Genomic DNA, 22,026 nt, shown 5'->3' on the forward strand with positions numbered 1-22,026 from the left:
TCTCATTCATCATACAAAGAATATATGATGAATGGAAGTGTTTACCTTTTATATTTTATTCAAGATCACGCTTTGACTCCTGCTCTTTGTCTCGATCCGTTCTCGCTTCAAATTCAGAGCGAGTCATTACGTCCTCTACATGCATATTTACTTCTACTACCTCTAATCCCGTCATATCATGAACTGATTTTTTCACATTATTAACAGTTTCAGAGAAAATAGCTGGAACATTTTTTCCGTATTCGACAATTACTTTTAAATCAAGGGCAACTTGCTTTTCTCCTACTTCAGCGTTAATCCCTTTTGTGATATCTTCAGTGCTGCGGAAGCGATCTGTTAACCCGCTCATAAATCCGCCGCTCATTGATAAAATTCCTTTAATTTCATTAGCTGCAATTCCAGCAATTTTTTTAATGACTTGATCTTCAAATGTTAATGTATTTTGATGTGTATTTTCCTGAGATTTTACTGCTGTATTTGTTTCATTAACTGCCATAACTAACATCTCCCTTAAAGTGATTTTCTATCTTCCTTTAGTAAAGAATCCTACCCAAGCATTTATGTCTAAATGACCGTCTCGCCACTTCCCGATTACATAACCAATTCCCATAAAAGCTACAATTAGCAGCGTGGGGCCAAAACCAATTGTTAACAGCAAAATTGCCAACACTAAACCTGCCAGAATACCAAGTACTCGGCCACGGTACGGAATCAATTTATCTGGAGTACTCATTATGTCCCTCCTTCATCACACAACACGCTCTTCCTTTCGTGTTTGTGTATCTGTTAAGTCAATACGGACGGAGTGAACGGGAAGCTCGAGTAAGGCCTCCACGGCGCGTTTTGTTTCAAGCTGCATCTCTTTTCCTAGTGTTGGTAGTCCATCTCGTCCAAACAACGAACAGTTGATATACAGACTAACTTTTTCTTTGCGAGAATGAATAGAGGCATGGACTTCAGGAGAGCGTATTCCCTGAAAGCTTCTAATTGCTCGTAAAGCTGTAGATTCGATCGTTGCTTTAGAAATTGTTATTTTGCCTTCACCAGTTACAATTGCTAAATTCTTCTTAGGCGGTCTGCTAAATATGCCTGTTAAAAGAAAAATAATAAAAATAACAGCTAAAAATGCGCTTATTGATAAAACTGTGTAGTAAAACCACTCCTGATGCTGCCACTTTTCTAACCAGCTTGAAAGGTGAGGAACCCTATAAACCATCAGTGCTAACATACCGGAACAAATCAGTCCTGCAATTCCAATAATTGCGATTAAAAACCGATTAAAATTATTCAATTTTCCACCTCATCTCAACGTGAACTCCTACTGCTTTTTTGTTGTGTGTAAAGGGAAGGCAACGAGATATTCAATAGTTACCCGCAATATTTTTTTGATAAACTTTCTAACTGTAAAACTGAATATAAAGAAAACGACTAGGTTTCCCTAGTCATTTTCCGCGTCTCTATACGTTGTCTTGTGAGCTTTGATGAACTTATTACCGTTTATTAAACCGCCAATTAATAAAATAGCGGCCGTTAAATAAAACCAGACCATTAAAATAATAATACTTCCAAGCTGACCATAGATTTGCGAGTAGCTTCCAAACTGGACATAGTATCCGAATCCGGTAGATACAACTTGCCATCCTAGCGTGGAGAAAACAGCCCCTGGAAGTACATCTTTCCACGTTACTCTTGCGCTTGGCATCAGTTTGTAAAAAAGAATGAAGAAGCCTAATAAAAATAATGTCCCAATTCCCCATCTAATTGTCGTCCAGCTTTGAAACCATATATCAGGAACATGGACTTTTGTTAGGACCAAATGTCGAATAACCTCTTCAATAATTGGTACAAACAATGAAATAGCTACCACAACCATAAAACCAAAAGTTAAAATCAAATCATTGATTAAACCGCGCAAAAACGTTTGTTTTCTTTGAATATGATACGCGTCATTTAACGAGCGAACCAAAGATTGTATAGCCATAGATGCGAGCCAAAAAGTCGCCAATAAACTAAAAGATAAAACTTTTTTCCCGCTATTGTTAACTGTTTCAATTGACCGTTCAATTACGTCGTAGGCGCTTTTAGGCGTAAATGGTTCAATAAATATCAGCAAATTATTTGTATCAATTGGAAAGAAACTCAGCAGAGAAAAAAGAAAGATAATAAACGGTACAAAAGATAATAAAAAATAGTAGGCTGTTTGGGCAGCCTGATCAAAGAAACGCTCCGTAAAAAAACGAGCGGCAACGGTCTTAGATGTTTGAATCATAACAGCGTTCTCCTTTACTTTCGCTTCACCCTGTAGTGAAATTCATATTCAATTTTTATGTTCAACATGTATTGGATAAGTTTCGGCTTATAAAGCTTTCCTTTTCCATTATCCGCGGTTAACAAAGAATTTAACCTGTAAAATTATACAGCCGGTTCATAAAGAAGATATTATTATAATTACATCTGCCATTACCACCATATCAATAGATCTTCTTTTTCTTTCATAAAACCGTAAATTCTCTGGGACTGCTTTCCCTTTTTTCTTGCATCTTAAACTTTTTTATGCAATGTTAAAAAAGTAAAACATAAGAGCGCCGATCAGCATCAGCATAATCATTAAAACAAAAATAACCAAAGCGTGAGAAGATTGATACGTTTGGCTGTTAATTTTTTTGCGGGTTGAAAAATAATGATAGGTTGAGAAGAGAAGCAAACCTGCACTTGCAGCTAAAGAAAAGATGATAACAGCAATAATAAGAGTATCGGCTGCTTCACTTAATTTTTTTCCGGAATTGAAATGTAGGCCGCCTGCAACAAAGCCAATGCCGAGTGTGGCAATAGACGTTCGAATCCACGCTAAATACGTTCGTTCATTTGCTAAATGCTGCTGAATATAAATGGATTCATTTTCTTTTTTAGTCATTTACATACCACCGTCCTTTTATATGTCTTCTATTATAAATAAATGCTCAAACGAAAATAAATTGAGGACGCTTCACGCCACATTATACCCGAAAAGAACGAATCATTACCATCTTCAAGCGGCTAAAAAACCTAACGTAAAACTGTACCCCTTTCTATTTTCACTTTACGTTAATAGTTCACTAAGTAAATCATTTTATTTTTAAACATTTCTGATATATGGTATAATTTATATTGATAAAAAGATGCTGCATGTATGCTAAAAGAGCAGGCCGTATGGTTTCGCTCTTTTGTTGTTTTCACGCCATGCGGTACAACGAAAGAAGGAAATAGAATGGAATTATGGAAACGAAACTTGTACATTTGCTGGTTCGGTTCTTTTTGCACCACAGCCGGGATGAGTTTAGTTATTCCGTTTTTACCGCTTTATATTGAAAAGCTGGGCGTTCACGATACAAGCTCCATCAGCAGATGGGCTGGTATTGCATTTGGATCTACCTTTTTAATGGCGGCTATTGTTTCTCCTTTATGGGGGAGTTTGGCCGATAAATATGGCCGAAAGCTTATGCTCCTTCGCGCAAGCTTGGGTATGGCAATTGTTATGACTTCTATTGGTTTTGTTCAAAATGTCTATCAGCTTGTCGGACTGCGCTTTTTAATGGGGGCCGTTTCCGGCTTCATCTCTGCAGCCATTACGTTAGTAGCGACTCAAACACCTAAAGAGCACAGCGGTAAAGCATTAGGTATGTTGTCTACAGGGGCTGTATCAGGATCTTTATTAGGACCGCTAGTAGGCGGCTACTTAGGAGATACAATTGGATTGCGTCACGTTTTTTTCGTGACGGGTGCATTTATGTTTTTGTCTTTTTTAATTGTAAATTTAATTCAAGAAGACAAAAAAGAGACGGCGAAAACGACGAAAAAATCTAACATTGGGTTACTGTCTCTTAAAAATTCAAAGGCCGTGATTGGTGTATTTGTTACAACTTTTTTACTGCAGCTTGCGGTTATGGCTATTCAGCCAATCGTTACACTGTATGTAAAACAACTGTCTACTCATACCGATCACCTTGCCCTTATTTCAGGCTTTGTCGTGGCGGCAACAGGAATTTCAAATATTTTAGCTGCATCAAAACTTGGCAAAGTCAGCGATCGCGTGGGCCCTCAAAATGTACTTCAAATATGCTTGCTTATCGTAGCGGTTATTTGCGGCTTGCAGGCCTTTGTGAATAGTACTTGGCAGCTATTCTTACTTCGTTTTTTACTCGGTTTTGCAATGGGAGGATTATTACCTTCTATTAATTCTTATTTAAAGAAAATTGTACCGGACTCTATTACAGGTAAAATGTTTGGCTATAATCAAACAGCGCAATATTTTGGAAATTTAGCCGGTCCAGTCATTGGCGGACAAATTGCCGGAGCTAAAGGAATTCCTTACGTATTCTTAACAACGAGTGTTCTTCTACTGTTGAATGCTGGGTGGGTGTATTATCAGCGCCATCATGGACAACAGCTAGACGGTAAAGCCGCATAAAAAAACCTTCCGTTTTAACGGAAGGTTTTTTTATTACCACAAGGGTTCTTCTTCGCTGCTTACTTCATAAGAAAGTGGCATCATAACAACCGCTGCTATGAAGAAAATAAGCTCCGCGACAACAATGGATGGAAAGGAAAAGTCAAATAGTGAGAGAATAAGCCAAATAATAAGGGGTGCAAATGAGTAGATTGATAATCGCTTTTGGGATTTTGCAGAGATATACTGTTGTTTGTCACAGTGTGGGCATTCTAAAACGTTTCTAAATGTTAACAGTTGTTTAAAGGTTGTCCTCCAGTTCCATTTATGATTACAATTTTGACAGGTGGCCATGGGCATCACGCTCCTAAAAAGATTTATGTACATATAAAGTATACGTACAAGTTGGTAAAGAGTTTCATTTTTATGATTAAAAACGTTTTTACTATTATAACATAAAACAAAATAAAAGGCTTTTCACAAGAAAAAGCCTTTTATTTCAACGTTTATTTAGATACAGCTTCATTCGTTTGAGAAGTTGTTTTTACTTTTATAACCATAATAACAAAAGCTAGCAACCCAAGAATTGCTGCTACGAGAAAAGGAGCTTGAGGCGCTACGGCATTGCCGATAACTCCTGATAATAAAGGAGCAAACGCTGCACCTAACCATCTTAAGAAATTATATCCTCCAGATGTAATTCCTCGTTCATAAGGAGATACTTCCATGACATGACTCGTAAATAATGCATTATTAAGTCCTGATACAAGACCTGCGGCCATGATTAAAACAATGCGTAACCATGTTGCATCAAAGGCAAATAAACAAATTAAAATAAGTGAAAAGACAATTAAGCTAACATGTAACACTTGTTTTGGCTGATATCTTTTTTCTAACTGATGCGCTAAAACCGCTGAGCCATAAGCTAAACATAATCCCCATCCAAAGAAAACAAAGCCAATTTGAAGAGCTCCGATCGATAGAATAAGCGGCGTATAAGCTAACACTGTAAAAAATCCGTAGTAATAAAGCATGCCTGATACAGCGCCTTGAGTAAATGGTTTTAATTTATAAAGTTTTACCATGTCTTTAAAACCCGCTGCTTTACGAGGCTTAGTGCTTGTAGGCTGTTTAACAATCGTTAATACTAAAATAAAGGCGATAAAAATTAAAGCACTTGTACCGAAAAACGGCAATCTCCAAGAAGCATTTCCTAACACGCCTCCTACAAGCGGTCCTCCGGCCATTCCCAAACCAATCGCAGCTTCATATAACCCTACTGCTTTTTTCACTTCACCTGATAATGCAATAAGCAGCGTCATAGCTGTTGCAAAGAAAAACGAATTGCCAAGTCCCCATCCTGCTCGGAAAATAGAAAGCTGAGGAATATTGTTAGAAAACCCGCATAGTGCTGCAAAAATCGTCACAATAATAAGTCCTGTTACCATCAAACGCTTGTCTCCTACACGTGATGCTAAGATGCCTGCTGGAATCATCATAATAGCCATCATTAGCAAATAGGAAGTAAATAACATTTCTACTTGCCAATGGGAAGCTCCAATTTGCTTAGCAATCTCCGGTAAAATCGGATCTACTACCCCGATCCCCATAAACGCTAAAAAAGTAGCTACTACCGTAATAATTTGACCTAATCGGTTATTTGAATGCTGTCCTTCCACTCTTTCATCTCTCCTTTTGTTTTTGTTTTTTCATGTATTTCCATAGCAGATTCTCGCATTTCTTTTAATTCTGTTTTAAATGCCTGCATTTTAACCACTTTAAATTCAATCATCTTGATTTGATTTTCCAGTAAATTTTCTATTTTAGTTATCTCTTTGGCTGATAACCCTTGCTGCTCACTTCTTTCTTCAATCATTCTTTTGAGCGACATAAACTGCTGCAGCTCCTGTAAAGAAAAACCGAGAACTTCTTTTGCTTCTGCTACTTTTTTTAGTTCTTTTACCTCTTCTTCGGAATAAATCCGTGCATTTCCTTTCGTGCGCTGCGGGGGCAAAATGAGTCCAATCTCTTCATAATAACGAAGAGCACGCTTGGTCAAACCGGTCATTTTCGTCACGTCATCGATTAGATACATGCTTTCCCCTTCACCTCTCTTTAACATTAACGTTAACGTCAATTATATATTACCATTATAGCTTAACGTTAACGTTAATGTCAACAATACCAAGACATTTTATGTAAATTTAAAAAATATGTGCACCAAAAAACCTATTGATAAATCAATAGGTTACATCAATAGGTCATATAGCTGCTGTGCTGTTTCTCCTGTTACTTTACCATATACTCCCCGTCTTTTAGAAATAAGTTCCGCACTCTCGGAGGTGAATCGTACATTGTATACGACTCCTTCATAAGTAAGCTGTACATCTGGGTCAAGAGCGACGCTGTAATCAGCTTTTTTCCATTGAATTTGTTTCATAATTGATTCTACAGCTAAAGCATCTTCTGAACTTAACGTTTTATCTCCTGCTTTTATAGGCTTGCCCTCCCTTTTTTTATTAAGTTTTAGTTCAGAATGAGAAGATGAAAATTCAAGTTGTCTTTTATCATGCGCTATGAAATCTTGGGGTAGTTCTACATAGCGGACAACTTCTCCTTCGTGTACAAACACAAGCATTTGATTAGCAGCAGATATTTTTTTCATTACCTCTTCACTGATCGGTGCGTTTACAAGTTTTTCTACGTCGGCTTTCTTGCTTTTGTTTGTGAATAAATATCCTTTTTCCCATTTAAAATCACTTAACTTCGATACATCCACTGACCTTACACCTTTTTTTTCAAATGATTGCTGAATATTCTCTCCCATTTCTTTGTCGTTGGTCACTTGAGCATTAGAACTGCACCCTACTAAACAACAAAAAATAATGCCTATTGCTATAAGAGCCTTCACTTTTACCTTCCTCCTTCCTACCATTCTTTTAGACAATTCCAACTTTGTACCATTTTAACATATAATTCCTATTTTTCGTGAAAACAAATAAAGAATGCGCTTACATAATTTCACGCATATAAATGTGATTTATTTATAAGTTTTTTCTGAATATTTTAAGAAAATTTTAATATTTTATTTAGTTCGTTTTTAAACTTTATCTTTAGACTAAAAAATAAGTTAAAAATAAATAACGCAGGAGGAAAACAATGACTTGTCTATCTGAAGTTTTAAAGTTTAATGAAAAATTTGTAACAAATAATCAATTTGAGGCTTTTCAAACATCCAAATTTCCTAACAAAAAAATAGTCATCTTAACTTGTATGGATACACGTTTGTTAGAATTACTTCCTAAAGCCATGGGGCTAAAAAATGGAGATGCAAAAATAGTGAAAAATGCCGGAGCTGTTATCTCCCATCCCTTTGGCAGCGTCATGAGAAGTATATTGGTTGCCGTCTACGCTTTGCAAGCTGATGAAGTATGTGTCATCGGTCATCATGAATGTGGAATGACAGGCATGAAAGCTGAAGCTATTTTAGCCTCTGCTGAACAAAGAGGGATCAGCGCGGAACAGATTCGTAATCTAAAATATGCCGGTATTGATTTAGAATCATGGTTGACTGGGTTTGAATGTGTAGAAGATAGTGTCGAAAACAGTGTGGATATGATTCGAAATCACCCTTTATTACCAAAAGACGTGCTTGTTTCTGGAATGGTTATTCACCCCTCAACAGGAAAGCTTGACGTTGTTGTAAACGGCTATTCTAAAGACCGAACTGAAACCGTAAGCTCATGAAGGAGGATTTTATCGAATGCTAAAAGATAACCGATTTCAAGGCTATTCAGCAGGGCATTTACAAAAAGATATTATCGCCGGTTTGGTTGTTGGGGTCGTTGCTATTCCTTTAGCAATGGCCTTTGCCATCGCTTCTGGTGTAAGACCTGAATACGGGATTTATACAACCATTATCGCAGGGATTATGGTTTCAATATTAGGCGGATCGAAATTTCAAATTGCAGGTCCAACAGGTGCATTTGTTCCGGTGCTGCTTGGAGTTGTCATGCAATATGGTTACGAGAACCTCATTATCGCCGGCTTTATGGCTGGAATTATGATTACGCTTCTCGGAATATTTAAGCTAGGGAAATTTATAAAGTTTATTCCGCGCCCTGTGACGATTGGATTTACAGCAGGAATTGCGATTATTATTTTCTCAGGTCAGATCGCTAACTTTTTAGGATTAAAAGGAATTGCAAAACATGAGGAATTTCATTTAAATATGATTGAAATCCTACGAAAAATTGCAACGATTAACATTTACAGCGTCATCATAGCCGCTATTTGTTTAGCTATCGTGATTACAACGCCAAAGTTTTTACCTAAAATTCCGGGTGCCCTTCTAGGTCTTCTTGTTTCCACACTTGTAGCCATTACACTGTTCCCAGGAAAAGTTGCAACGATTGGCTCTACTTACGGTGCCATTCCTAGTAAACTACCATCTTTTAGCTTTCCAGATTTAACATGGGATAACATCGTGATGCTATTTCCGGCTGCCTGCGTAATTGCGATGCTTGGAGGTATTGAGTCTTTACTATCGGCTGTTGTTGCTGATAATATGGCCAAAACCAAGCATAATAGCAATAAAGAGCTTGTGGGCCAAGGAATTGCTAATATTGCTACCTCACTGTTTGGTGGAATTCCAGCAACTGGTGCTATCGCCAGAACGGCTACTAATATCAAAAACGGCGCAGCTTCTCCGCTATCAGGAGTCATACACGGCTTAGTTGTTTTATTAGTCCTTGTGATGCTGGCTCCTTATGCATCAAACATTCCGCTGGCAAGTATGGCCCCTATTTTAATGTTTGTCGCTTGGAATATGAGTGAGCGTAAAGAATTTGTTCATATTTTAAAAACAAAGTCGGCTGATTCATTTGTACTTGTAGCTACGTTTTTATTAACAGTTTCAATCGATTTAACAACAGGTGTAGGCGTGGGTCTACTTTTAGCTATTGTTATGTTCGTGAAACGAATGAGCGGATCACTGAAGATATCAAAGGTTTTAGCGGAAACATCTGAAAACGCTCACAAATCTGAGTTGATGGAATATACCATGCAAGGATCTCTTTTCTTTGGATCAGCTGAAGTATTAGAAGATTCCTTTGATAACATCGCTGAAGCGAAACCGAAAGTTTTATTGCTTCGAATGAGCCAAGTCTCCTTTATTGATACATCTGGAGAAGCTTTACTATCGAAGGTGGTCGAACGTTTGAAAGATTCGCATAGCCAAGTCGTTATTTCTGGCTTACAGCACCAGCCGAAAGAAATGTTAAAGTCAACCGGTCTATATGATAAAATCGGTGAAAAAAATATATTTTCTTCCGAACCTCCCGTGAGTAAGATTAAAGCTCGTCATAGAATCGTTACTACGTAATAAAAAAGAGATCCGAACGATTAATCGTTCGGATCTCTTTTTTTAAATATTAAACCGGTATCCTGCTCCCCAAACCGTTTCTAGGTACTGAGGATCTGCTGGGTTTTCTTCTAACTTTTCTCTCAGTTTTCGAATGTGAACTGTTACGGTTGAAATATCTCCTGAAGAATCAAATCCCCAAATTTTTTCAAATAGATGTTCTTTACTTAATACTTGATTTGGATGAGAAACGATAAACTTCAGCAAATCGAATTCCTTCGCTGTAAAAAACACTTCTTTGTCATTCACGAATACTCTTCTAGCGAGCGTGTCAATCGCTAAGCCATGAATGCGAATCATACGCTTTTCCTGCTTATCAGAGAGTCTTTCATATCTAGCTAAATGCGCTTTGACTCTTGCGACCAGCTCCCCAGGGCTGAATGGCTTTGTAATATAGTCATCTGCACCTAGACCGAGCCCTCTAATTTTATCAATTTCTTCTTTTTTAGCTGAAACTAAAATGATTGGAATATCTTTTGCAGCTCGAATTTGCTTGCACACTTCAAATCCGCTCACTTTAGGAAGCATAATATCCAAAATAACCAGGTCAAAATGTTCATTTAACGCTTTTTCTAATCCCTTATCCCCGCTATATTGAACGTCTATTTCAAAATCGTTAATTTCTAAATAATCTCTTTGCAATTCAGCAATACTTACTTCATCTTCAACTAATAATATCTTCTTCATGTGTATCACCATTTTCATTCATTTTTTGCAAAGAAAAGAAAATACTTGTTCCCTCGCCAAGCTTACTTAGTGCCCAGATGTCTCCCCCGTGGCGTTCAACAATTTGTTTTGCAATGGCCAGTCCAAGTCCACTTCCTCCAGTATTGCTATTGCGGGACTGTTCTGCTCGATAAAACCGGTCAAAAATATGCGCTAATGCTTCCGGTGAAATCCCAGAGCCGTTGTCTTTTACTTCAATAATGAGTTCACTTTCGGTAGCAGAAAGAACGATATCGATTTTTCTTCTTTCTTTATCCATAAATTTAATGCTGTTGGTTGTTAAATTTATTAAAACTCTTCGCAGCTGCTCAGCATCTGCCTTGGCATACAGCGTTGTTAGAGAATCATTAGAAAATAAAACATCAATATCATGTTCGCTCATTTCAAACTGAAGCTCTTGCACATAACTTTCCATAAATGCTGAAATATTAAGTTTTTTAAACACAAATGGAATTTCGTGCAAATCCAATTTAGAAAATAAAAACAGCTCATCGATTAACGCATTCATGTCTTTTGCTTTTGTTGAAATCGTTAATAAATATTTAGAAAGCTTATCCGGCGTATTAGCTACTCCATCTTGAATTCCTTCTACATATCCTACAATGGAAGTAATAGGAGTTCGTAAATCGTGTGAAATACTTGAAAGCAGCTGCTTTCGATTATCTTCATATTGAATTTGCAGCTCAACAGAAGATTTTAGTTTTTGCCTCATTTCTTCAAAAGCTTGCGTTAATTCGCCTATTTCATCCTTTGAATTAGCAGAGATCTCAAAGTGAAGATCACCTTGTTTTATTTTTTCAGCCGCTTCTTTTAATTCACGAATAGGTTTAATAATGCTTCTTGAAACAAGATAGTTTAAAAATCCAATAATAACAATGACTAAAATTAATAGTAGAAAGATTAAAAAAGGGAAAATTCGATTAATAATACCTACATAAGGGCTGATTTTTCGCAAAACGTAAATGCTTCCTTTTTCTTGATTCGAGAAAGGAAAATCAAGGTTGATATATGTAAAGTACTGCTTGCCTATGCGCAGCATGTCCTGCTGATACGAATGATTTCCTTTACTTTTTTGATGCTTTGGCAAGTATTTACGAAGGTTTTCTCCTTTAATGGATTCTGAAGCATATACAACCTCTGTGTTTTTTTGAATCACAATATCAATATTTTCAAATTCATATTTTTTAACCATATCCGGCCGCAGCAGCTGCTCCGGTTTTTCTTCACTCAATAACTTTAAATCCAAGAATGCATTTTCTTCTTCTGGCGTTAACAATTTGTACTCATAGGAGTGACTGTACAGTTTTCTTACAAAATCGGCGTCTCCAGTAATGGAGAAGAAAATGAGAAAGCCCGATAAAAAAAGCAAAATAATAAAGACAAACACAATACTGATATACGTTAAAACAAAACGCAGCTGAATTGACATTTCTTACCCTATGCCCCTTTGGCTTTAACAAAACTATTTGATAGACTAGTAAAGGTGAATAACAAATAGATCGTTAGACATTATACATGTAGCAAAAATTAAAACAACAAAACAAATGTATATTCTCACTTTACCGTGATAGAGTGAGAATGAACACCACCTTTTTTACCATTTTATGAATTACTGGAAAATTATGATCTATTTTTCATAATATTCTTAGGCTGAAAGGTATACTATATGCCTTAATATTTTAAAAAAGGAGATTTTTTAATGAAAATTATTAAAGCTACTTCCTCTCACATCCCTTCTGTTGCCCGTCTGTACGTAGACAGCTGGCGCATTACATACAAAGAGTTAGTACCTGATGCTTATTTAAACAACTTGTCTTATAAACAAAGTGCAGAAAAATGGTCCCTTTTTCTTACCGATCCTTCTCATTTTATTTTGCTCGCTATCGATGAACGAGGAGAGATCGTCGGCTTTTCAGCGGGTAAGCCTCATTTGTCACGCGCTGAAATATACGCGCTATACGTTTGCAAGGAAGTGCAAAGCCAAGGAATTGGTCATCTTCTATTTTCTCATTCAGTAAAAGAATTTGCTAATCAGCAATATACGTCTATGATTATTTGGGCTATGAAGAAAAATAAGAAAGCGACTCAGTTTTATAAAAAATTAGGCGGCAAAAAAATCTTGAATCGCACAAGTCAGTTTGGAGAAACTAAAGTTGAAGACGAAGCTTACGGTTGGGAACGTCTTCCTTCTATATAAATAAACGAGCACACTAACGTGCTCGTTTATTTATATAGAAACACTTGTTGAAGCATTTTCCCGAGCATGCATTCATTTTAGAAAAAAGATAAGACGTGGGCAATCACTCCAACGATAGCAGCAATAAGAAGTGCTTGCTGCTATCTGAAAATCAGCGCATTTACTTGTGCTAAAGCTGTATTCGGTTCATTTAATCCTTTTAACATGGTCATAAGCATTTCATTTAAAATACTATCACCAATGATGAAATGATAGGACCTCGCTTTGTTAGACTCATCCCCATTCTCCCTTTTCATTTTATTTAAATTCATCTTACTATTACCTACCTATACTTATACTTATCCACAATTCAAATATTAGACAAGTGCTTTATAAGCATATACATAACCTTTTAGAATGAATACGCTGTTCTAGCTTATGATGACTACATAAAAAGCAGAGCGATTAACACGCTCTGCTTTTACATTCGAGAAGATAACGTTATTGAGCCGTTGTCTTTTTATCCGTTGAATGAGCTTTATTACAAAGCCCATTCCAGTGCCAAAAACAATTCCCTTGACTCACTATAAAACAATCCAGCCATTTCTGAAAATTCATATGTAATACATGTGCATCTTGAAACGATGCGTTCCGCTTTTTTACTATTATATATGCAGAGTGCGCTGATTTTTTAGAGTCAATGATAATCTCTTCTTCTCCGACAGACCCAATTGTCATATAAAGACTCTGACTTTTATAAGCTGTTTCTCTTACATCTTCTAAGCTATAAAGATTCCCTGCTATTTTTTTGTCAGCATCAATGAACAAATTACACCCATTTGTTAGCTGCAAAAACTGCTTGTAGTCTTCAGGAAGTGATACATGCATTTCTTCTTCAAAAACATTCAGTTGATTCTTGCTTACTCCATCAAAAAAAGCACACGTGGTTCTGTATACTTCTCCTTCATTTTTACACACTTCTATAACATTATTGTTTTCCCACAGCCGCTTTCGAAGTGAATTTATTATTTTTTCAATCATACTCTTCCTCCAAGCGTTGGATTTAAAACGGTTACATTACATTAATTAAACAATAATGTGCTAATTCCTTCTTTCCTACTAAATTATACGACAAACTTTAGAAATTCATGTTCAAATAACATAGAAAAAAGCAGCGAATATCGCTGCTTTACAGGTTATACAGGTGCTTTTTCTTCCTGTTCAGGATGGTGATCGTAATCAATAAGCGCTTTTGGAAGGCCGGTATATTTAGCCCAATAATAAATCCCAAGAGATACGACCGCTATGATAATTAAGTCTACAGGCGTATCAATTAAACCTTTCCCTCCGCCGAACGAACCGATATAAGAAATAAAGAGCATGATGATATAATAAGCAACTAACCACCATGTTGATTTAATCTGCTGACGAAGACTTACTTCATTTTTAGGCACATATTTAGCAAAAATCAAATATATAACAAACATAACCAATTGAGAAGTTAACAGCCATGAAATAGTCTTCCATCCTGACCAGTAGACAATAAAGGAAGCAAAAATAAAGGATAATGGACCAATTATACTCATTCCTCTTAATTTAAAAGGCTTTTCCAAATCTTTTGCGTTCACCATAAAGGCCGCTGATGAAATTGGTGCAATCGCGTAAGAAAGAATAAGCGCAACAGAGCATACGTTTACGAGTGCATTCCATGAAGGAAATGGCAGTGTCCAAAAAATCGAAAGTCCTAATGAAAGCCATAGAGATGATCGAGGAATCCCTGTTTTTTTATCCACATGAGCAAACGTTTTAAATAGCGTACCGTTACGAGACCAAGCATAGATAAGTCTAGATGTTGTATTCATAAAAATATTACCGTTACCACCCGGTGATAAAATAGCGTCTAAAATAACAAGTGTTGCTAGCCAGCCAAGGCCAAGAACAACAGCGATGTCTTTAAACGGCAGTGAAAATTTATCTTGAATGCCGGACCAACCGCCCGTGATCATATCAGATGGAATGGCCCCGATAAATAAGACTTGCAGAGCGGTATAAATAAGTGCCGCTAGAATGATACAAATCACAAGAGCAATTGGGATATTACGCTGAGGATTTTTCACCTCTCCAGCTACAGATACAATCGGATGAAGGCCTAAGTAGGCAAACATAACCCCGCCTGTGGCAATGGCGGCCTGGATACCATCAAACCCCCCGGGAGCAAACTCTCCCATCGTAAAGTTTCCTGACTTAAAATAAAATGCCAGCGTTACAATTACCGTAAGCGGTACAAAATATTTGAAAATAGAAATGATAATATTCGATTTCGCAAATGCTTTTACACTCCAGTAATTGAGTAAAAAGAATAAGCAAAGCAACACAAATTGTAGAATCCATCCGGATATCGTTGGTGAGTCAGAACCGGATTTTGTTAAACCTGGAAACCAGTAAGCCACATACTGTCTCACTGCTGTTACTTCGATAGCGATTAAACTAGTGTAAGCTACGATAGTAATAAACGAAATCATATAGCCTACAAGATGACCGTGTGAATAAACAGGATATCTAATAATTCCTCCTGTACGAGGCAAGGCAGCCCCTAGCTCAGCGTATACAAGGCCTATTAATAAAATAATAACTCCACCAATAACCCAAGAAAAACTTCCTGCAGGACCTGCTTGCGTAGCGACATTACTAACGGCAAACAGCCAAGCGGAGCCAAAAATAGCCCCTAATCCAATCAATGTTAAATCTAATAGGGATATCGTCTTTTTAAACGGACCTTTATTCTCCATAAGCTTCCTCCTTTGGATGAATCATCACTTTTGTTGTTTTTTTTGACAACATTCATATATATTCGATAATATGTGTCAAAATTTTTATTACTATACCCATTCAAAATCACTTTGAATCCCTTTTCTTAATTTATACAGATTAATTAACAGAAAATTTTAAAAAATAACTCTTATATTCAAGACACACTAAAACTTTTTCTTCTCTTCTTTAATAGGTAAAATACTCAATAAATGAAAGGAGTTAGACAAATGACTTTACCAGAAAATTTGCCTGTTGATTTTACAGCTTACAACCACTTAACATTCCTTCCGCTCGGACGCAAAAATAAATCGATTCGGTCCGTAGGAAGTAAACATACTAAAGGGCTGCTTGGACGTTTAAATGACTACTTTGAGCGAGCAATGAATGAGTTATCTCAAGAAGATATAGTCCTTTTTCAAACGTTCTTATATGGAAGTCATAGGGGCGGTTTTCCCGTCGCAATTGATAAAAATGAAGACGTTTATCCTCACTTTTGGAAACCAACTTCATTCCTATGGAAAGAATATAATAAGAATCGCGGCATTCCTATTCATCATGATGAGCTTTATTCTCAAGATTTTACGGTTTTAACTAAAAATGAGTTGGAAAACTACCTCGGAAGTATTATGAAAGATTACATGTTTTGCGCTAGGATACATGATTCTTCCAAAGAAGAATGGATTCAACATATTAATAAGTGTTTCTTCAAACATCCGCTCATTTCCCTTTATCATCGAAATGCAGATGTGATTGAAGCAATTGAACAATCAAAAAAATCACCTTTGCTTTTTATTATGAAAAACCCTGAGCAAATTGCTTTTTGGCGCAATCGGATTGAAATCATTATGAGACCTTTTCGCTCTCTTTCTTCCACCGCCTTTGAGGGAGGTTTTTCAGATACGGAAGATACGGTATTAACTGTTCATGGAGAAAACGAGATCATTCGCTTAACTTCAGAAAACAGGGGTCTCGCCGTAACATATGATGTCACAAATGATACTATTTCACTCGATGATGAGTATAATGTAGTGCTAGCAGCGAAACGATTAGCTACAACTCAGCGGCAGTTCGAAGAGATTATAGATGAAAATGAAGAAGTAATTCAAAAACTGCTTGTCTTTTTCAAATGGAAAAGTCTTTTAAAGCATCATGAAGTGCACATCAAAGAGATCCAAGACAAATTGTGCAGCCTAACCACTTATCAACTTAATGAAGAACAAGTTTTACAGAAAAACGATCCCTTTCTTTCCTTCATTCAAAACGTATTACAAGTAAAGACACCGAATGCCAATCTCAAAGTTGGTTCCATTCAATGGTTTTCACAGTGGGATTTTCCAGATGTCACTCTGCTGCAGGAAACAAACAAATTTACATGTTATATGAGTCCAAACGAAATAGAAACGAAGCTGACAGAAATAAGCGCTAAGATAGAAAATGAACTTCATAAGCAGCGTCAGGACCTGCTTTCAACTCCGCTAAAAATCGGTCAAATAACTTTTGATTCAAACCAAATGTTACGGCTATTAACACTTATAGATACTTTAAAAAACACGGAAACTCAGCAGGTTTACGTACAAATTTTAGAAGGCGTTTCTACTAACAGTATTCGTCAAAAAGAGCTCGATATAATACCCGCGTTTGGATTATTAAATTCCATAAAGCGCAAGCGCATTGTTACGTATTTACAAGAATTACAAAACTATCAGATGCTTAAAAAAGAGAAAAAAGGATTCAGCCTCACTCCAAAAGGAGAAGCCATCCGACGTCTATTTGAAGAAGAATCACGGAGAATATGAGATTGTATCTCACGTGATTCTTCTTTTTTGATTTTGAAGACTACTTTCTCTATTAAATGCTTATCATAATTAGAAACCTCCATTCATATAATCATTACTAGATTAGCAAAGTCCTTCATACCTATTAGCCTGACGCTGACATAGAGAGGAGATTTCGCCATTGAAATCTAGTAATCGCGCCAATTTTGTAGTGTTAACATATAAGATGGTTCTTGTTATTTTATCCGTTGTTTTAATGACATCATCTATCATTGTTCTAGTAAGTTACTCAGCATTTAAAGAACAGTTCAATTCTTCTATTGTCTATCAAACGTTATCAAAGCATAAAGCAGAAAGCCTTTATTATTTGATGAGCCAGGAAAACAACCACTTTTCAACGGCTTTTGATAAAAATTACTCGCCTCCAGGTCTTTCTTCTACACTGCTCGAGTTGTCAACAAGTATTCGAGCAGAAGACGCGAGAAGCTTGTTTGGTTCCGAACTTCCTGGATTCAGTATTTACGACTCCAATATCATTATCGCCGGTGAAGGCACAAATTTCACCAACTTCCCTAGAGAATCTGCACCGCCGCTAGATGAAACACTAAAAGAAAGAAATTCTACTACAAAAGTTCAACAGCCTAAAGAAAACAATGGTACGAACGCTCCAAATAATAATACAACTGGCGGAAAAAAGGTATTTTATATTTATCATACACACAGCTGGGAATCTTACTTGCCTCTGTTAGGACTTGAAGGTGATCCAGATGCTAATAAAGCAGTGGATAGCAAAACCAATATTAATATAGTCGCAAATATGCTAGGAAAAGATTTAGAGGCTCAGGGAATTGGGGCAGAAGTGGATCAAACCAATATTGGACAGAAATTAAAAGAAAAAGGCTGGAACACCAATCAATCGTACGCCATGTCTCGCACAGTAATTGAAACGGCGATGACTGAGAATAGAGATTTAACTTACTTTATCGATTTGCACCGAGATTCGCTTCGAAAAGATAATACAACCATTAAGATTAACAATAAATCGTATGCAAAAGTTGTGTTTGTTTTAGGGAAAGCGAATCAAAACTTTGAACAAAACTTAAAAATGGCAAAAGCGCTTCATGAAGGTCTTGAAAAGAAATACCCTGGGTTAAGCCGTGGAGTTATTGGCAAAAACAAATCCAGCGGTAACGGTGTATATAACCAAGATGTTTCTAAAAATGCGATTTTAATTGAAGTGGGCGGGGTTGATAATAACTTTGATGAACTAACCAACACAACAAAAGCACTGTCTGATGTCATTAGCCAATTTTACTGGCAAGCTGAAAAAGTAGATGCTCCTGCTCAATAAAAAAAGCCCTCTTCACTGAGGGCTTTTTAAAATTCAATTCCTTTTACAGCCGGAATTCCTTCGTCATAATAATGTTTATGAGGCTTCATTTCCGTCACAAGATCTGCTGCATCCATCACTTCTTTTTTGGCAGAACGCCCGGTAATGACCAAATGCATATGCTCAGGGCGCTTTTGAATAAGGTCAATTACTTCGTGTAGCGGTAGCACATCATCAATAGGAAATTTCTCGATAGCCAGTGCATTATTTAACTCGTCTAAAATAACTACATCATATTCGTTCGAGAAGACTTTTTCCTTCGTTAGCGCCCAAGCTTTTTGCAACGCTTCACGATGTTCAGGCGGTGTTTTTGTCCACGTAAAGCCGACTCCGGTTTGAATCATTTCAATTCCTATTCTGTCAAACATCAGCTTTTCGCCATATGTACGCTGAGGAGATTTAATAAATTGAATCATTAATACTTTTTGTCCGCGTCCCGTAGCGCGCAACGCAAGACCTAAAGCAGCGGTTGTTTTCCCTTTTCCGTCTCCGGTATAAATTAACGTAAGACCCCGTTTGTCTTTCAATCTAAAAACCTCTTTTTCTTCGAATTTCAGTTTACAGCCATGTTGTTTTTTCTGTAAACGGTGTTCTAGCAGGCTCTTTCATTTTTGTAAGAGACTCTTCATTTGGATAGCCTAGAAATACGTTTCCTACTACGACTTTACCTGAAGGCTTGCCGATAAACTCATACAGCCTCTCGTCTCGAACAAGACCAACGCCTCTTGTTCTCCAAACGAATCCGAGACCTAGTTCTTTAGCTGCTAGCCACATGGAATGAATCGCGCATGAAACCGCATATTTATTGTCTTCAGTGGCTTCGTCGTCTCCTTCAACTGTATCAGCTGTTACGACGATATGTACAGGCGTATTTTTCACTGCTTTTAACGAACTTTCTACTAAATGAGGCTTTGTAGGAAAGCGCTCCTTTAAATACGCTTCAGCCAGTTCTTCATACTTCTTTTTTGCTTCTCCTTGAATCACATAAAAGCTCCAAGGCTCTCTCATTCGGTCATTTGGAGCCCATGTCGCTGCTTCAAGCAGCTGTTCGATTTTCTCTTGCTCCACTTCACGTGCTTCATGATCTCGTACCGCTCTTCGTTCTTTTAGCTGTGAGATAATCGTCATATTGTCTCCTCCTTTTAACGTTAAAGCAGAATATTTTCCGCTCTTTCTTCGAACCATTTTATTTTTTCTCTAATTGTCACTACTTCACCTACAAGCACAATGGCAGGATGAGCAATTTCTGCTTTTTTTGCTATTTCTTCGATTGTGGCAAGCGTTCCGGTTACGGTGCGCTGATACTTCGTTGTGCCCCATTGAACAAGCGCTACTGGCGTATGTTTATCTCGTCCATGGTCCATCAACTGCTTGCATATATGAGGTAAATTTCCAACGCCCATGTAAAACGCAATTGTATCTATTCCTTGAGCAAGCGCTGACCAATTTAAATAATCTTTTCCTTTTTCTTCTCTTCCATGACCCGTTACAATCGCAAAAGAAGTGGCATGATCTCTATGGGTAACAGGAATTCCTGCATAAGCTGGAGCTGCAATTCCTGACGTGATACCAGGCACTACTTCGTAAGGAATTCCTTGATTAGCAAGCACTTCAGCTTCCTCTGCTCCGCGGCCAAACACAAAAGGATCGCCTCCTTTTAAGCGTGTCACTACTTTTCCTTGAAGTGCTTTTTCAACAAGCAGTTCATGAATACGATCTTGGATGACTCCGTGCTTGCCCGGTAATTTTCCGCAAAAAATAAGCTCCGCGTCTTTTTTAGCATAGTTTAACAACTGTTCATTAGCTAAGCGGTCATATAAAATGACATCCGCTTCTTGAATACACTCCATTCCATATACGGTTATCAGCTTCGGATCTCCTGGTCCGGCTCCTACTAAATATACTTTTCCAACTGTCACACGGCATCTCTTCTTTCTTTTTTTACCGCTTTACACTGTTCCACCCAGTTTTCTACCATCTTCGTAGAAGAGCCGAAATGAAAGTGCGTATAGCCGGCAATTAAATTATTGTTCATATAGCCTTCTTCTTTCATTCCTCGCATCCCTTTTGTATCATAGGCAGGCGAAAACTCTTTCTCTGAATGAAAGGTTGAATAATGAAATTCATGACCTTTAGCTTGTATATCGCCTTTAAATAAAAAATTCCCCGGCTTTCCCGTCACTTCTCGGTACCCTAAAGCAGCTAATTTTGTCTGCATTCTTACTTGTCCGGGAATAAGCCCCACCATTTCATGGCATGTATCATCTGTTGTGACAATACCATCTGTTAAAAACATAAAGCCTCCACACTCAGCAAGCGTAGGCAGCCCTCTTTGGATGGCTGCTCGAACAGAGTTTTTAACGTCGATTTGCTGAGCCAGCGTTTCAGCAAATTCTTCTGGAAATCCGCCTCCTATATAAAGGCCATCAGCATCTTTGGGAACTGTTTCTCCTTTTAAAGGCGAAAATTCTACAAGCTCTGCTCCGTAAGCTTTTAACAATTCGAAATTTTCTTTATAATAAAAGTTAAAAGCCGCATCTCTCGCTACAGCAATTTTCACTTGAGGTACGGACGGCTTTGTAAAGATAGGATCATTAATTTCTATTTTAGGAGCTAAAGCCAGTTCATATACTTTTTCGATATCAATTGTATCATGAACAAGCTTTCCTAACTGTTCAAAAAACGGTGTTAACTCTCCTCGTTCAATCGACGGAATGAGCCCGAGGTGACGTTCAGGAATCGTAAGATCATCGTTTCTTTTCAAGTAGCCTACTACAGGGATATGACATTCCTGCTCAATCGCCGCCTTAACAAGTTTATAATGCCCTTCACTTCCAACTCGGTTAGCAATTACACCGACGATGTTAGCTTCCGGTAAAAATTGCTGAAACCCTTTTACAATCGCCGCTGCACTTCTAGCCATACTAGCACAATTGACAACTAAAAGGACAGGGCTATTGGTGATTAAGCTGATTTCTGCTGTTGTTCCTTCGTTCGTTAACGGATTTTTCCCATCGAAAAATCCCATAACTCCTTCCATGATGGAAATATCAGCATCTTCACTAGCACGAGCGACAATTTCTCTAACCATATCGTGCTCAAGCATCCAGCTGTCTATATTTCGAGACGTTCGTTCTGTAACAGCCGTATGATACGTTGGATCAATATAATCGGGTCCGCATTTAAACCCTTGAACTCTGTAACCAGCTTGTCTTAATGCTGCCATCAGCCCGATTGTAAGTGTTGTTTTCCCTACGCCACTTCCGATACCGGCAATGACGAGTCTTCTGTTTGACATGT

24 protein-coding genes are annotated in these 22,026 nt (G+C 37.5%); 6 read left to right on the top strand and 18 right to left on the bottom strand.

Features of this window, described 5'->3' with window-relative positions:
* Nucleotides 1–55: 55 nt before the first annotated feature.
* The 5 genes from LJC66_RS13110 to LJC66_RS13130 all read right to left on the bottom strand — a co-directional run bounded on the left by LJC66_RS13110 (nucleotide 56) and on the right by LJC66_RS13130 (nucleotide 2,914).
* Entirely contained in the window at nucleotides 56–496 is a 441-nt protein-coding gene (locus LJC66_RS13110) for an Asp23/Gls24 family envelope stress response protein (protein WP_195696889.1), read from the bottom strand.
* Between the two features lie 27 nt (nucleotides 497–523).
* Nucleotides 524–733: a DUF2273 domain-containing protein gene (locus tag LJC66_RS13115; RefSeq protein ID WP_016764344.1), complete on the bottom strand. Its 210-nt coding sequence runs from the start codon at nucleotides 731–733 to the stop codon at nucleotides 524–526.
* A gap of 15 nt (nucleotides 734–748) precedes the next feature.
* On the bottom strand, nucleotides 749–1,291 hold the full coding sequence (amaP, locus tag LJC66_RS13120; RefSeq protein ID WP_230932713.1) for an alkaline shock response membrane anchor protein AmaP: 543 nt from the start codon (nucleotides 1,289–1,291) through the stop codon (nucleotides 749–751).
* Between the two features lie 147 nt (nucleotides 1,292–1,438).
* Complete coding sequence (locus LJC66_RS13125; protein ID WP_013057287.1) at nucleotides 1,439–2,269, bottom strand: YihY/virulence factor BrkB family protein; 831 nt, start codon at nucleotides 2,267–2,269, stop codon at nucleotides 1,439–1,441.
* 282 nt (nucleotides 2,270–2,551) lie between these two features.
* On the bottom strand, nucleotides 2,552–2,914 hold the full coding sequence (locus LJC66_RS13130) for a YidH family protein (protein WP_013057288.1): 363 nt from the start codon (nucleotides 2,912–2,914) through the stop codon (nucleotides 2,552–2,554).
* Nucleotides 2,915–3,247: 333 nt separating this feature from the next.
* Here LJC66_RS13130 and LJC66_RS13135 point away from each other — a divergent pair, with 333 nt between their 5' ends.
* Complete coding sequence (locus LJC66_RS13135; protein WP_230932826.1) at nucleotides 3,248–4,447, top strand: multidrug efflux MFS transporter; 1,200 nt, start codon at nucleotides 3,248–3,250, stop codon at nucleotides 4,445–4,447.
* A 33-nt stretch (nucleotides 4,448–4,480) separates the two neighbouring features.
* On the opposite strand, the gene LJC66_RS13140 is transcribed toward LJC66_RS13135, so the two are convergent.
* The 4 genes from LJC66_RS13140 to LJC66_RS13155 all read right to left on the bottom strand — a co-directional run bounded on the left by LJC66_RS13140 (nucleotide 4,481) and on the right by LJC66_RS13155 (nucleotide 7,337).
* Nucleotides 4,481–4,780 (bottom strand): TIGR04104 family putative zinc finger protein, encoded by a 300-nt coding sequence (locus tag LJC66_RS13140; RefSeq protein WP_016764349.1) that lies wholly within the window; start codon nucleotides 4,778–4,780, stop codon nucleotides 4,481–4,483.
* Nucleotides 4,781–4,932: 152 nt separating this feature from the next.
* On the bottom strand, nucleotides 4,933–6,105 hold the full coding sequence (locus tag LJC66_RS13145; protein ID WP_014459848.1) for an MFS transporter: 1,173 nt from the start codon (nucleotides 6,103–6,105) through the stop codon (nucleotides 4,933–4,935).
* Nucleotides 6,075–6,521 carry a MerR family transcriptional regulator gene (locus tag LJC66_RS13150; RefSeq protein ID WP_230932714.1) on the bottom strand — a complete coding sequence of 149 codons (447 nt, stop codon included), beginning with the start codon at nucleotides 6,519–6,521 and terminating at the stop codon, nucleotides 6,075–6,077. Before LJC66_RS13150 ends, LJC66_RS13145 begins: the two co-directional genes overlap by 31 nt.
* A 153-nt stretch (nucleotides 6,522–6,674) precedes the next feature.
* The gene (locus tag LJC66_RS13155; RefSeq protein ID WP_195696886.1) at nucleotides 6,675–7,337 is read right to left on the bottom strand and encodes a hypothetical protein; all 663 of its coding nucleotides are present in this window, start codon (nucleotides 7,335–7,337) and stop codon (nucleotides 6,675–6,677) included.
* A gap of 248 nt (nucleotides 7,338–7,585) precedes the next feature.
* Between LJC66_RS13155 and LJC66_RS13160 the strand changes: the two genes are divergently transcribed.
* Both LJC66_RS13160 and LJC66_RS13165 read left to right on the top strand, forming a co-directional pair.
* Nucleotides 7,586–8,173, top strand: coding sequence for a beta-class carbonic anhydrase (locus LJC66_RS13160; RefSeq protein WP_050691664.1), 588 nt, complete (start codon nucleotides 7,586–7,588; stop codon nucleotides 8,171–8,173).
* Nucleotides 8,174–8,189: 16 nt separating this feature from the next.
* Complete coding sequence (locus tag LJC66_RS13165) at nucleotides 8,190–9,809, top strand: SulP family inorganic anion transporter (RefSeq protein ID WP_116516067.1); 1,620 nt, start codon at nucleotides 8,190–8,192, stop codon at nucleotides 9,807–9,809.
* Between the two features lie 42 nt (nucleotides 9,810–9,851).
* On the opposite strand, the gene LJC66_RS13170 is transcribed toward LJC66_RS13165, so the two are convergent.
* Nucleotides 9,852–10,535: a response regulator transcription factor gene (locus LJC66_RS13170; protein ID WP_028408317.1), complete on the bottom strand. Its 684-nt coding sequence runs from the start codon at nucleotides 10,533–10,535 to the stop codon at nucleotides 9,852–9,854.
* On the bottom strand, nucleotides 10,513–12,003 hold the full coding sequence (locus LJC66_RS13175) for a sensor histidine kinase (protein ID WP_230932715.1): 1,491 nt from the start codon (nucleotides 12,001–12,003) through the stop codon (nucleotides 10,513–10,515). The genes LJC66_RS13170 and LJC66_RS13175 overlap by 23 nt, the downstream gene beginning before the upstream one ends.
* Nucleotides 12,004–12,273: 270 nt before the next feature.
* On the opposite strand from LJC66_RS13175, the gene LJC66_RS13180 reads away from it, so the two are divergent.
* Nucleotides 12,274–12,771 (top strand): GNAT family N-acetyltransferase, encoded by a 498-nt coding sequence (locus LJC66_RS13180; RefSeq protein WP_230932716.1) that lies wholly within the window; start codon nucleotides 12,274–12,276, stop codon nucleotides 12,769–12,771.
* A 140-nt stretch (nucleotides 12,772–12,911) separates the two neighbouring features.
* Here LJC66_RS13180 and LJC66_RS13185 read toward each other — a convergent pair whose 3' ends face one another.
* From LJC66_RS13185 to LJC66_RS13195, 3 genes are all read right to left on the bottom strand, one after another.
* Nucleotides 12,912–13,082 (bottom strand): hypothetical protein, encoded by a 171-nt coding sequence (locus LJC66_RS13185; RefSeq protein ID WP_195696882.1) that lies wholly within the window; start codon nucleotides 13,080–13,082, stop codon nucleotides 12,912–12,914.
* 169 nt (nucleotides 13,083–13,251) lie between these two features.
* Nucleotides 13,252–13,791, bottom strand: a complete 540-nt coding sequence (locus tag LJC66_RS13190; protein ID WP_195696881.1) for an SMI1/KNR4 family protein — start codon at nucleotides 13,789–13,791, stop codon at nucleotides 13,252–13,254.
* 155 nt (nucleotides 13,792–13,946) lie between these two features.
* Nucleotides 13,947–15,539: an APC family permease gene (locus LJC66_RS13195; protein ID WP_050690215.1), complete on the bottom strand. Its 1,593-nt coding sequence runs from the start codon at nucleotides 15,537–15,539 to the stop codon at nucleotides 13,947–13,949.
* Nucleotides 15,540–15,788: 249 nt separating this feature from the next.
* Here LJC66_RS13195 and LJC66_RS13200 point away from each other — a divergent pair, with 249 nt between their 5' ends.
* Both LJC66_RS13200 and spoIIP read left to right on the top strand, forming a co-directional pair.
* Nucleotides 15,789–17,357 carry an RQC-minor-2 family DNA-binding protein gene (locus tag LJC66_RS13200; RefSeq protein WP_195696880.1) on the top strand — a complete coding sequence of 523 codons (1,569 nt, stop codon included), beginning with the start codon at nucleotides 15,789–15,791 and terminating at the stop codon, nucleotides 17,355–17,357.
* 160 nt (nucleotides 17,358–17,517) lie between these two features.
* The gene (spoIIP, locus tag LJC66_RS13205) at nucleotides 17,518–18,687 is read left to right on the top strand and encodes a stage II sporulation protein P (RefSeq protein ID WP_230932717.1); all 1,170 of its coding nucleotides are present in this window, start codon (nucleotides 17,518–17,520) and stop codon (nucleotides 18,685–18,687) included.
* Nucleotides 18,688–18,713: 26 nt separating this feature from the next.
* Here the strand turns inward: spoIIP and cobO are convergent, their stop codons facing one another.
* From cobO to LJC66_RS13225, 4 genes are read right to left on the bottom strand one after another with little or no spacing between them, the layout of a single operon-like run.
* Nucleotides 18,714–19,253: a cob(I)yrinic acid a,c-diamide adenosyltransferase gene (gene cobO / locus LJC66_RS13210; RefSeq protein ID WP_013057304.1), complete on the bottom strand. Its 540-nt coding sequence runs from the start codon at nucleotides 19,251–19,253 to the stop codon at nucleotides 18,714–18,716.
* 31 nt (nucleotides 19,254–19,284) lie between these two features.
* On the bottom strand, nucleotides 19,285–19,854 hold the full coding sequence (locus LJC66_RS13215; protein WP_016764358.1) for a nitroreductase family protein: 570 nt from the start codon (nucleotides 19,852–19,854) through the stop codon (nucleotides 19,285–19,287).
* A gap of 20 nt (nucleotides 19,855–19,874) precedes the next feature.
* The gene (gene cobA / locus LJC66_RS13220) at nucleotides 19,875–20,645 is read right to left on the bottom strand and encodes a uroporphyrinogen-III C-methyltransferase (RefSeq protein WP_050690211.1); all 771 of its coding nucleotides are present in this window, start codon (nucleotides 20,643–20,645) and stop codon (nucleotides 19,875–19,877) included.
* Nucleotides 20,642–22,024, bottom strand: coding sequence for a cobyrinic acid a,c-diamide synthase CobB (locus LJC66_RS13225; protein WP_230932718.1), 1,383 nt, complete (start codon nucleotides 22,022–22,024; stop codon nucleotides 20,642–20,644). The genes cobA and LJC66_RS13225 overlap by 4 nt, the downstream gene beginning before the upstream one ends.
* Between the last annotated feature and the right edge of the window lie 2 nt (nucleotides 22,025–22,026).

Source organism: Priestia sp. TSO9, assembly GCF_021029645.1.
Classification (GTDB): Bacteria; Bacillota; Bacilli; order Bacillales; family Bacillaceae_H; genus Priestia; species Priestia megaterium_E.